General features: G+C 31.8%; 8 protein-coding genes. 3 read left to right on the top strand and 5 right to left on the bottom strand.

Translation table 11 applies throughout. From position 1 onward, the window contains the following. Positions 1 to 7 precede the first annotated feature (7 nt). A complete protein-coding gene (locus ACHRVZ_RS09010) occupies positions 8 to 625 on the bottom strand; it encodes a hypothetical protein (RefSeq protein ID WP_395421998.1) in 618 nt (205 codons plus the stop codon). Positions 626 to 934: 309 nt separating this feature from the next. Here ACHRVZ_RS09010 and ACHRVZ_RS09005 point away from each other — a divergent pair, with 309 nt between their 5' ends. Continuing rightward, on the top strand, positions 935 to 1,873 hold the full coding sequence (locus ACHRVZ_RS09005; RefSeq protein ID WP_395421997.1) for an L-threonine 3-dehydrogenase: 939 nt from the start codon (positions 935 to 937) through the stop codon (positions 1,871 to 1,873). Between the two features lie 72 nt (positions 1,874 to 1,945). On the opposite strand, the gene ACHRVZ_RS09000 is transcribed toward ACHRVZ_RS09005, so the two are convergent. After that, entirely contained in the window at positions 1,946 to 3,826 is a 1,881-nt protein-coding gene (locus ACHRVZ_RS09000) for a M1 family metallopeptidase (RefSeq protein WP_395421995.1), read from the bottom strand. Positions 3,827 to 3,888: 62 nt separating this feature from the next. After that, entirely contained in the window at positions 3,889 to 5,523 is a 1,635-nt protein-coding gene (locus ACHRVZ_RS08995) for a S8 family peptidase (RefSeq protein ID WP_395421994.1), read from the bottom strand. 294 nt (positions 5,524 to 5,817) lie between these two features. On the opposite strand from ACHRVZ_RS08995, the gene ACHRVZ_RS08990 reads away from it, so the two are divergent. Next, positions 5,818 to 10,257: a T9SS type A sorting domain-containing protein gene (locus tag ACHRVZ_RS08990; protein WP_395421993.1), complete on the top strand. Its 4,440-nt coding sequence runs from the start codon at positions 5,818 to 5,820 to the stop codon at positions 10,255 to 10,257. A 75-nt stretch (positions 10,258 to 10,332) separates the two neighbouring features. Here ACHRVZ_RS08990 and ACHRVZ_RS08985 read toward each other — a convergent pair whose 3' ends face one another. Then, positions 10,333 to 11,190, bottom strand: a complete 858-nt coding sequence (locus tag ACHRVZ_RS08985) for an MBL fold metallo-hydrolase (RefSeq protein WP_395421992.1) — start codon at positions 11,188 to 11,190, stop codon at positions 10,333 to 10,335. 84 nt (positions 11,191 to 11,274) lie between these two features. After that, the gene (locus ACHRVZ_RS08980; RefSeq protein ID WP_395421991.1) at positions 11,275 to 12,201 is read right to left on the bottom strand and encodes a hypothetical protein; all 927 of its coding nucleotides are present in this window, start codon (positions 12,199 to 12,201) and stop codon (positions 11,275 to 11,277) included. A gap of 383 nt (positions 12,202 to 12,584) precedes the next feature. On the opposite strand from ACHRVZ_RS08980, the gene ACHRVZ_RS08975 reads away from it, so the two are divergent. After that, complete coding sequence (locus ACHRVZ_RS08975; RefSeq protein WP_041519996.1) at positions 12,585 to 12,914, top strand: iron-sulfur cluster assembly accessory protein; 330 nt, start codon at positions 12,585 to 12,587, stop codon at positions 12,912 to 12,914. Positions 12,915 to 12,991 lie beyond the last annotated feature (77 nt).

Raw genomic sequence — 12,991 nt, 5'->3', positions numbered from 1 at the left:
TTTTCGACTATTTTTGATCTGTATTTTTCAACTGAAGTGGACTTGTATTTACACTTGCATTTGGTATCGCGCGTGTTGTATCTAACATCTTCAAGAAATCTTCCTCTCCTTCTTCTTTTGGAATTTTACTTTTTACAATAATATTGTCCATTTGCCTTTCTAATGAAACCAATTCTTTGTTGATTTCTCCAATTAAAAAAGTTACTTTTTTGTCCGGAATCTGATTCAAATGAATAAACAGATCCATCATCATGATTTTAGTAATCAAAATTGAGATTCGGCTTTTAATTGATGGTACATTAAATTCTGCAGGAATGTTATTGTTTAAAGCCATTGCTTTTTTTGAAATAGCAGTTGACTTTTTTTGGAAGGCACCAATGGTTTTTCTTGGTTTATCTCCAAGTTCTTCCAGGAATTCGCGCCATTCTGTCCAGGAACTTACTTTTTGTTCTGAAGCCTCATTGATGGGTTCGTCAATAAACACCCAGGATTTATTGATATTATTGAAAATAACTTCCTTTTTTTTAGCTTCTTTTTCATTTTCAGCACGGCGTTTTTCATCTTCATTTTGACATGAATTTAGTACAAAAACAAAAAGTAGAAAAAGAGATATTTTATATTTCATTTGGTAAAACATTAAGCTACAAAGTTACAAAGTAAATTTACAATTACGAATTCTGTTTTTTGCTAAAGATTCTATAAATCATGACTGTTTTTTTGCCCGAGATTAATAGAATTAAAATGATTTTATTTGACTATCGTAGCATTAAAAAAGGGCTTTGTTTAAAAAAATATCAAGGCACAAAGGCACACCGTTGTAAAAGAGAATAATCCAACAAACAAACTTTTTAATTGTTAAATTTATAATTTGTTCTCGTAAAAAGTAAAAATATTTGCGAAAACGTTATATTTGCGTATCTAAAAAACAACACAAATGACTCCAAAAATATTGATCATTGGCGCTTGCGGTCAAATTGGGACAGAACTGACTCAAAAACTGCGTAAGCTTTACGGAACAGAAAATGTAATTGCTTCTGATATTCGAAAATTAAATACTGACGTTGTAAATTCAGGTCCGTTCGAAGTCGTCAATGCTTTAGATTTTAATCAAATTGAGCATCTTGTTGAAATACATCAAATTACCGATATTTATTTAATGGCGGCCCTTTTATCGGCTACAGCCGAGAAAAACCCTGCCTTTGCCTGGGATTTGAATATGAATTCATTATTTCACGTTTTAAATTTAGCGAAAGCAAAAAAAATAAAAAAGATTTTCTGGCCATCAAGCATTGCCGTTTTTGGACCAACAACGCCAAAAGAAAATACACCTCAATATACTGTAATGGAGCCTTCGACTGTTTACGGAATTAGTAAACAAGCAGGAGAAAGATGGTGCGAATACTACCATAATATTTACGGAGTTGATGTTCGAAGCATACGTTATCCTGGTTTAATTAGCTGGTCTACACCTCCAGGCGGTGGAACAACTGATTATGCAGTTGATATTTTTTACAAAGCTATTGCCGATAAAAAATACGAATGCTTTTTATCATCTGAAACAAAAATGCCTATGATGTATATGGATGATGCTATTGATGCAACCATTAATATTATGAAAGCACCGGTTGAGGAAATTAAAATACATTCTTCATACAATTTGGCCGCAATGAGTTTTACGCCAACTGAAATTGCTACTGAAATTAAAAAACATATTCCTGAATTTACAATTACTTACGAGCCTGATTTCCGTCAGAAAATTGCGGACAGCTGGCCAGCAAGTATCGATGATACAGAAGCGAGAAAAGATTGGGGTTGGAAACATACTTTTGATCTGGAATCGATGACAAAAGATATGATTGAGCATTTGAGTTAAAACTTTATAATCTGAAAATAAAAAATCCCGTTTAAATTAATAAACGGGATTTTTTGTTTTTATAAATGAAGATTACTTCACTTCATAAACATTATTTGCAGCTTTTACATCGGCCATTAATCCGCTTGGATCAATAGTGATTTTTTTAATGGCTGTTTTGTTTTTATCAATTGTAAAACTGTAGTTTGACTGTGCCCATGCCCAATCATCCAAAACGGTTCTTTTTACATTTGGAGTTGGATTTGGCTTTATGAAATTCATCATTCTTAAAGGAATATAAAACGTTTCAGAAGTTCCGTCTGTATAATCTACTTTTAAATCTATTGGCATTGGCATTCTTCCAATTCTTTCTAGAGTTACAGTTGTTTTTCCTGCATTATCTGCAACGTCCTTAACTCCGTAATCGATAGTGTTTAATGTTTGTGTCCAATCTATTAAATACCAATCTAACTCAGCTCCTGAAACTCTCTCTGCCGATCTTTTGATATCATTTGGAGTTGGATGTTTGAATTTGAAATCGTTAAAATATCTTTTTAAAGTAGCATCAACATTGTCTTTTCCAATTACATATTCTAATTGCGACAAAAAGATACTTCCTTTTACATAAGATGAAGTACTGTAAGGTCTGTTTTCGTCGTAACGATCACCATGCGTACCTTGTGGCTGCTCTTTACCAGAATTAACTAAACTGTAATAAGCTGCATAATTTCCTTTAAACGGATTTACTTCTTTTTTATCTCCTTTTAATTCATTCAAAGCACTGTCTTCGATGTAAGTCGTAAAACCTTCATCCATCCATGGGTGTTTTGACTCATTTGAAGCTAAAATATGTTGAAACCAAGAATGTCCTAATTCATGAGTCGCAGTTCCTAAAATTCCTTCCAGTGTTCCATTTCCTAGCATCAAAGTACACATTGCATACTCCATTCCTCCATCTCCACCTTGAATAAATGAATATTGCTTGTACGGATAATTTCCAACTCTATGATTGTAGTAATCCATTACTTTTACCATTAAAGGCTCTAATTGCTTCCAATTTGCAGTTGTTTTCGGATTGTTTTTGTAGAAGAAATGTAAATCAACATCATTTGGTCCTTTTACAATATCATGTGTATATTCTTTATCTGCTGCCCACGTAAAATCATGAACATTTGGAGCAATAAAATGCCATGTTAACGTTTTTGTCTTTTTAGGATAAACTACCGTTACACCTGCATCTTCATAACCGTGACCAATTTCATTTTTATCTTGCAAGTAGCCCGAACCTCCAATTGTGTAGTCTTTGTCAATTGTAATTTTTACATCAAAATTACCCCAAACACCGTGAAATTCTCTCGCGATGTACGGATCTGCGTGCCAACCTTCAAAATCAAATTCGGCTAATTTTGGATACCATTGTGACATTGACAACTCAACTCCTTCAGAATTATTACGTCCTGAACGACGAATTTGAACTGGAACTTGTCCATCAAAATCTAAGGTGAAAGTTGTTTTTGAGTTTGGTAAAATTGGCTTAGCTAAAGTTACTTCTAAAATCGTTCCCGAAACTCTGGTTTGAGCCGTTACACCATCTTGTTTTAAGTTAGTGATTTTTAAAAATCCTATTTCATTTGGCTTTAATGTTTCAATCCTACTTTGCTTTACATCTTTTCCATCAGCACCTTTTACTTTGGTAACCATTCTTCCATCCGGATCTTTTATGTTATGCAAACGAGCATCCATTTCGCTTCCCGGCTGAAAAGCATTTGGAAACAAATGATAGAATACTTTTCGTAATGTGTCAGGAGAATTATTGGTGTAGACCAATTCTTGTTTTCCTTTGTACAGATAATTTTTTACATCCATGGAAACTTCCATTTTGTAATCTACATGTTGCTGCCAATACGGAGCACTTTGTGCAAATGCTGAGTTTAAACCCAAACTCAAAAAGGAAAGTAGTATAATTTTTCGCATTGATTTTTCAATAAAAATGGAAGAGTTGCCACTCTTCCATTTGGTTAGTATTTTGTGTTATTTTATTTTTTAGACATTTTTTCTGCCATCAATAAAGCATTATAAGCATTTACCATTTTTGCCGTTCTTGACGACTCTGCAGAAGAAACTGCTACAGGCTTTTGGTCCGGATTTGGATTTTCTCCTAAAATTACTTTTGATGGAAGTGCAACTCCAGAATCCATTAAAATTTGTTTTACCTGTGCTGCTTTTAATTTTGGATAATATGAACGAATCAATGCTGCAACTCCTGCCGCATTTGGAGATGCCATTGAAGTTCCTTGCAAATATTTGTATTTATTATTTGGAACTGTTGCGTAAATTTCTTCACCAGGAGCAAAAACGTCAACGTTTATTTTTCCGAAATTAGAAAATCCTGCAACAACAGTTTCTCCATATTCCTTATTTAATGCTCCAATTGTAATTAGATTATTAGCAAATTCTTTGATGTTATCTTCAGAATCATTTGGGTAATTAATGTTTTTTGTTTCGTCAATATTATAACCATCATTACCTGCTGCATGAACAATTAAAACATCTTTTTTTGCTGCATATTTTATTGCATCGTAAACCCATTTTTTATGTGGAGAAAAACTTTTTCCAAAACTTCCGTTGATTACTTTTGCTCCATTATCAACAGCATATCGAATTGCCAAAGCAATATCTTTATCATATTCATCTCCGTCAGGAACAGCTCTTACTGTTAATATTTCGACATTATTTGTAACACCATCTCCGCCTAAATCATTACCACGAATTTGACCAATGATTCCGGCAACGTGAGTTCCGTGAAGTGCTTTTTCTTTATCTGGTCCAAAAACTATATTATTCCCGTAGTGATTGTCTTTGATATCTTCCGGATTATCACCTACAATTTTTCGCCCGTCGTATTCTTTGTTTAAGTTGTAGTTTAACTGATCGTAAACTTGTTCTCTATACTCTTCAAAATCAACTTCAGGGTCAAAAGTTGAACCTGCATTAGTAAAGATTTGCATCATAATATCTTTACTCTGCACAACTTTTTTATCTGTTGAAGTTATAGCAGCTAAATCTTCAACTTTATAATTTGCCTTGTTAAGCTCATTTTTTATTGTCTTATGAACTTCAAGTAAAAAATCAACTTGTTCTTTATCTTTTAAAGCTTCATCGTACTTTTTTGTATACTGTGCCAATGCTTCTTTATATTCTGCAGAACCGTCATCTCCTTTTTTAACAATTCGAGTCAATTCAAGGTTTTCATGAACAGCATTTCCAAGAAAATTCCATCCGTGAATATCATCTACAAAACCATTTTTATCATCGTCAATTCCGTTACCAGGAATTTCTTTCAGATTTGTCCAGATCATTCCTTGCAAATCCGGATGCTCAATGTCGACACCAGAATCTACAATACCTACAATTACTTTTTTACCTGTTTTTCCTTGTAATAATTCAGCGTAAGCCCTATCAACACTCATACCTGGAATAGAGTCTTTTACTAAATCCAAATGACTCCATCTTTTTAATTCATTTTCACTAACAGGCGCTTTTTTAACAATGGCTAAAGGAGCAACAATTGGTTGTCTAAGCACTGAATTTTGTGCTTGTAAACTTGCGCTGCAACCTGCTAAAACAAGTAATGCAAAAGCAGATAATTTAAGGGGTTTTATATGACTCATGTATCTGTAAATAATTGTAAAGTTAAATTATGCGCCTAAATTATGATTTTTTGTTACATAAAACTAACGATTAACACTGTGTTATGATTTTTATTCTAACATTTTAAAATATTACAAAGCTTAAAAAAGCCTTATAAACGTAAGGTTTTTAGACTATTTACTTTCAAAAATCATTTACTAAATCAATACTTCATTTATTAGATTCTAAAAAATAAATTCATCCTTACGGTTTCCCGTAAGGAAAAATGAATTGTGTTTTGTACAATTGCGCGACCTAATACGTAAACCTAATCTATGAAAACAAAACTACTCTTGTTGCTATTATTAGCAAATTTTTCTATTTACGCGCAACAATACACCGCGATCCCGGATCTTAATTTTGAAAAGAAATTAATTGCTTTGAATATTGATTCAGGACCTACAGATGGACAAGTACTTACTTCTAAAATTTCAGGAGTATTAACATTAGACCTTTCAAGTAGCTCTATAAGTAACTTAACTGGAATTCAATCTTTTACTTCTTTAAAAGAATTAAATTGCAATGATAACCAAACATTGACTTCTGTAAATCTTTCCAGTAACTTAGCTTTAGAAAAAGCAACCTTTGTTCGTTGTCCTCTTACAAGTATTAATGTAACTGCAAATATCAATTTAACAGAATTAAATTTCTCAACAGGAGGATCCTCCTCTGGACAAGAAGGATCCGGAGCTATAACTAGCTTAGATGTTTCTCATAACCCTAAGCTAAAAGTCCTTGATTGCTCGCATCACAAGATAGCAACTCTGAATTTTAGTGCAAATCCATTACTAGAAGTTTTAAGTTGCGGCGGTAATAAATATACAACCCTGGATCTTTCTAAGAATTTAGCTTTAACCAATTTAAGCATTAACAACGCATTACTTCTAAGCACTATTGATCTTAGTGCAAACACCAAATTAACAACTCTATCAATTTCTGATGCTACGCTGACAAAAATTGATCTTTCAAAAAATACTGCTTTACAATCTTTTTCTTGTACTAATGCTAATTATCTACAAGAAGTAAATTTAAAAAACGGAAAAAATGAATTAATAGTCCCGTCGAGATTATATTTAAACAGGTCTCCAAGTTTATCTTGTGTTTTAGTTGACAATGTTGCATATTCTGAAGCTAATTGGTCAACCAATAAAGATAGTTCACTAAAATTTTCTCTCGTTTGCGAAACTCCAAAGTACACTATAATTCCAGATACTAAATTTGAAAAAATTCTAATTAGATTAGGTATCGATGGCCCTTCTGATGGAAAAGTTCTAACATCAAGAATAGCAGAAATCAAGGAACTAAAATTAAACTACAGCGGCGACTACCAAGAAATTACCGATTTAACTGGTATCGAAGATTTCTCAGCATTAGAAAAATTAGAAACGCCTGGCACTAAAATGGGAAAACTAAACGTTTCTAAAAATACTGCCTTAAAATATTTAAGCTGTCGAGGCGAAAATTTATCAAGCCTTGATATTAGCAACAATAAAAATTTAACTTATTTATCTTGCGGCAACAATAAACTTACAACCTTAGATGTTTCATCACATACTTTGTTAACAGAACTTGACTTTAGCTCAAATAGTATTGCCCAAATAAACCTTTCAAACAATAAAGCACTTACTAATGTCATAGCAGAATCAAATAACTTAACAAATTTAGATCTTTCAAGTAATACAAACTTGGAAGTTGTAAGTTTTGGCTCCAACCCACTTACCTCTATTGATTTCTCTAAGAACATTGCATTAAAAAACATTTCAGGCTTTAACAGTTTAGTCACAGAATTAAATCTTACAAGTAATATTGCATTAAAAAACATAACCTTGTACCAATCAAAAATTTCAACTCTGGACTTATCGCAAAATAAAGCATTAACATATTTGTATCTATCAAATAATAACAACTTGACAGATATTAATTTAAAAAATGGAAACAACACTGCTTTCACAACAATAAATTTAAAAAGTAACACACACCTGGACTGTGTATTAGTTGATGACGCTAACTACTCAAACACCAACTGGAAAGACAAAGAAAACTGGACAAAATATGGTACCGTTTGCGCAACTGCATACACTTTAATTCCTGATGCCGAATTTGAAAAGGCTTTGATCGCACGAAATATAGATTTAGTTTTAGATGGAAAAATATCGACTGCTTTAGCTGCTGAAATTAAAGTTTTAGATTTACAGCAATACACAAAAATTTCTGATTTGACAGGTATTGAAGCTTTCACTTCTTTAGAAACATTGCTTACACCGCTATCTGGTTCAAGCTTTAAAACTTTAAATCTAAGTAATAATAAAGCCCTAAAAAGTTTAACCATTAATTCTTCGCTGCTAACTTCTCTGGATTTGTCTAAAAACACAGCTCTAAAAAGCTTAGAACTTAAGAATAATAAAAATTTAACTGAATTAAATTTACAAAATCAACAAAACAGTTTAATGACAGTTGCGAACTTAAACCTAACAAACAATACAATATTAACTTGTATTTTAGTTGACGACGTGGCTTACTCAAATGCAAATTGGGCTTCACAGAAAGACCTTTGGGCAACTTATACCAAAGTTTGCTCGGCACCAAAATACACTTTAATTCCAGATATAGAATTTGAAAAAGCACTAATAAGTAATGGAATAGATAATATTGAGGATGGGAAAGTTTTAACAGCTAGAATTGCCGTTGAGAAAAAAATCGACTATCGTTACTCAAATTATCAAAAAATTACTGATTTAACAGGAATTGAGGATTTCGCAGCTTTAGAATTACTAACTACTCCTGGTACCAAATTAGGAAAACTGAATCTTACCAAAAATACAGCCTTAAAAACACTAAATTGTAGTGGAGAAAATTTATCTACATTAGACCTGACAAACAACATAAATCTAGTTACGGTAGATTGCAGCAGCAATAAATTGAGCTCAATTAATGTTTCTAAAAGTTTGGCTCTGGAAAGTTTAAATATTGGAAGTAATACATTAACAAATTTAGATCTTCAAAGTAACACAACACTTACTTCTTTAAATGTAATATCTAATACCTCTTTAAAGAGTCTTGATCTAAGTAAAAACACTAATTTAATTACGTTAACTGCATTTCTTACTGGTTTAGAAAGTTTAGATGTTTCAAGCAATAAAAAATTAACTACTATATCTTGCCAAAACAGTAAAATAACCAATTTAGATATATCAAACAATACTTTATTAGTTAGTTTAAATTGTTCTAATAATTTATTAAAAAGTCTAAATTTAAAAAATGGCGCTAACAATTTATTTGGCTCAAGTCTTAATTTTAAAGGCAACTCTGGCTTAACTTGTATACAAGTTGACAATGTTGCTTATTCTGACACGAACTGGACTACTTATAAAGATACAAATGCAAAATACAATTTGGATTGTACGACTTATACTTTAATTCCAGATTCTAATTTTGAAGATAAATTAATTGCATTACAAATTGATAAAGATGGTAAAAACGGAAAAGTAGCTACTTTAAGTATTGCTTCTGTTACTTCGTTAGATGTCTCTTCAAGCTCTATTAAAGATCTTACCGGAATTCAGGATTTTACTTCTTTAAAAATATTAAACTGTAGTACAAATCAATTAACATCTTTAACACCTGCAAGCAATCTTTTGCTAACAGAATTAAACTGTTCTTCAAATTTAATAACTGTAATTGATGTTAGTAAAAATAAATCGCTGACTGCATTAAATGTTTCAAATAATAGCCTGACTACTTTAAATGTAAAAAATGGTTTTAATACAAACATGGATTGGTTCAGTGTTAATTTTACTAAAAACGCTGCTTTAACTTGTATTGAAGTTGACAACACCACTTATTCTAATGATAACTGGAATGGAAAACTGGACAAAACTGCTTTCTTTACAGAAAATTGCAGCAACTACACTTTGATCCCGGATGCTCTTTTTGAAGACAAATTAATTGCGCTGCAAATTGATAAAGATGGTAAAAACGGAAAAGTATTAACATCTACAATTTCAAGTGTAAAAGATTTAAATGTACAGTTGAGCGACATTAAAGACTTAACAGGAATTCAGGACTTCGCATCTCTTGAATTTTTAAACTGTCAATTCAACCTTTTAACATCATTAAACGTAACAAAAAATTCTAAATTAATTGAATTATATACTCACGGAAATGATTTGACAACATTAAACGTGTCAGCAAATACTGCTCTTACAACTTTGCAGGTTAATAAAAACAAACTAACTACTTTAGACATCTCTAAAAACAATAAGTTAGTATATGTAAATGTTTCGGAAAATGCTTTAAAAACATTAAACCTTAAAAATGGTAATAATACCAATTTCACAACTGCATTTATGTTTAAAAATCCCGCTTTAAGTTGTATTCAGGTAGACAATGTTTCATTTGCGACTACAAGTAGCGTATTTTCTAAAGATGCTACAGCTTCATATTCGGCAACATGTTCTTCACTAGGTATCGAAGATTCAGTTTTCGATAAAGTAGTAATGTACCCAAACCCAACAAAAGGTGAAGTAAACATTAACAATATTTCATTAGAAAAAGCAACCGTTTATAATTCGCTGGGACAATTGGTAAAATCATTCGTATTCAATTCAGGTGATACCAATAATACGATCAATTTATCTGGCTTGCCAAAAGGAATTTACTATGTATACTTAATTAACGAAGATGCTGCTTCGGCTAAGAAAGTGATAGTAGAATAATTACAATTAGTTAACCAAAAAATCCCATTTTCGACATACTGAAAATGGGATTTTTTTATTTTTAGAAGTTCCTTTTTAAAGGATTTCTTCGCAGGTAAACACCTCTTTTAACCGAACACCTTTTTCTGTATGTTCAACCGTTATAATCTGATTGTGCGCATCATGTTCTAAAAACAAATAATAATTCTGATCTGCAGCAGCGTTTAGAAACTTCGACTTCTCAGGCATCGTTAATAAAGGTCGGGTATCATAACCCATAACATATGGCAACGGAATGTGTCCTGCGGTCGCTAACAAATCGGCACAAAAAACGATCGTTTTATCTTTGTATTGAATATGCGGAATCATTTGTTTTTCGGTGTGACCATCAACATAATAAATTCCGAAATTCATTTCTTTAGAAATTCCAAAATCAGCTTCTGGTCTTTCAATAAAATGTAACTGTCCGCTTTCTTGCATCGGCAAAATATTCTCTGAAAGGAAAGAAGCTTTTTCGCGAGCATTAGGTTTTGTTGCCCACTCCCAATGATTTTCGTTGCTCCAATATTTGGCATTTTTAAAAGCAGGTTCGTATCCCGTTTTATCTGAATTCCATTGTACACTTCCACCACAATGATCAAAATGCAAGTGCGTCATAAAAACATCGGTAATATCATCTCGATGAAAACCATATTTCGCCAACGATTTGTCGATTGAATGTGATCCCCAAAGCGAATAATATCCAAAAAATTTATCAGATTGTTTGTCTCCCATTCCGGTATCAATCAAAATCAGACGATTTTGATCTTCAATAAGCAAACAACGCGCTGCAATATCAATTAAATTATTGGCATCGGCAGGATTGGTTTTGTTCCAAATTGTTTTGGGTACAACACCAAACATAGCGCCACCATCTAGCTTAAAATTTCCGGATTCTATTGGGTAAAGTTTCATAAGAATGTATTTCTAATAAGAAAACAAAGCTAGGAAATTGGATTTCCTTATGCTAAAATTTTCCTTTAAAAACTCAAAACTTCATTATTCTAATGTAATAGTAGAGCTTCCCATTATTTCTTGTTTATCGAAGAAATTGACAAAATAGGTTCCTTTTTGAAATGGATTTTCATCAGAATTTAATATCCCATAAACATTAGTCGCTTTTCCCTGAAAATCAAAGCCTACAATAAAACTGTAAACCAAAGCCTTGTCATTACCAAATTCGATCAATTTGTTTTCGCCCAAAACAGTATTTTTTTGATCTAAAACCTGAATATAATACACTTTCTTTCCCGTTTTTGCTACAGGATTCCCATTTACAGAAAAACTAATCTTAAATTTTTCTGCATTCTTGGCTTTGTCAGTTTCAAGCTCTTTTCCTGATTTTTTTTCTCGGAGCGCTACTACTTTAAAATTATTCAGCGTTAATTTTGAAGCATCTTTAAGCGTTGATTCTAATTTTTTTTGCTTTGAAATTAAAGTGTCATTTTCGGCTTTTTGCTTATACATGACAACATTTTGATTTTCAATTTCATTCAGTAAATTTTTATTCTGAGATTTTAATTTACTAACCTCAATACCTTTAGAGGCTAAAGAAGCTTTCATATCTGAGAACTGTCTGCGATAAACTTGAATCTGTTCAACTGAAGGATTTTTTGAAGCCGAAATGATTTCCATCAAATTTTCAATGTTTTTCCTTTCGATTTCAAGCTGTTGCGCCAATGCTGTTTTTTCTAATATTGCCGCATCATAAGCCAGTTTTAGAGTTGTTAACGAATCTAAAATATTTTTTTGAGCAAGAGATTCCCGATTTGGTTCGACAATCGTTTTAACTTTTGTTACATCTTTATTTTTTTCATCCTTTTCATTTGTCTCTCTACTAAAAATAAAGACTGTAGCACCTATTCCAAAAACAAAAAACACGGCTAAAAGTGCTTTCACCCACTTACTTTTGTATTGTTTTTTCATAATTACTTACAATTTATCGCAAAAATACCATTATTTCACGAGTTAAAACAGGTACAAATACGGTTTTTTAACATATTTAAAGCATTGTTGTTATTTTATAAGGGATAAAAAATATTTTTCTTAATTTTTAATCTGCTTTACTAAAAAAGAGCGTTTAACAAATTCGACTATCTCTAATTTGTAAATTCAGCAATCAAAATAAGTTCTATCTATTTTAACATTTGTTATAATAATGTGAACCGTTATGGAAAAAGGTTTTTAAGTCGTATCTTTGCAGATAATTTCATTTCAACATTGAACTACAGTACTTTAAAAAGTAATCCAATGATTACTTTTTAAATAGTAAATTCAAAATGAAAGCTAAAAAACAAATACCATAAACAATGATAAAAGTTTCTGATACAGCCAAAAAGAAAATCATCGACTTAATGAAAGATGATGGTTTTGATGCTGCTAGCGACTACGTAAGAGTAGGCGTGAAAAGTGGCGGATGCTCTGGTTTGTCTTATGATTTAAAATTTGACAAAACGAAAGGCGACGACGATAAAATATTTATAGACAATGACATAACAATTGCAGTTGAAAAAAAATCATTCCTTTATTTAGCCGGAACAATTCTTGAGTTTTCTGGAGGATTAAACGGTAAGGGGTTTGTTTTTAATAACCCAAATGCAAGCAGAACTTGTGGTTGTGGAGAATCATTCTCTCTTTAAAATAATTAAATGATTGCAAAATTTAAAGATTTAAAGATTACAGAAGTGATTTCATTTAAATTCTTCAATTTTTGAAT

The sequence above is a fragment of the Flavobacterium sp. FlaQc-57 genome (genome assembly GCF_044007395.1).
Lineage (GTDB): Bacteria > Bacteroidota > Bacteroidia > Flavobacteriales > Flavobacteriaceae > Flavobacterium.
The sequence above is the reverse complement of the archived record's forward strand: the minus strand, read 5'-3'. Positions and strand labels throughout refer to the sequence as shown.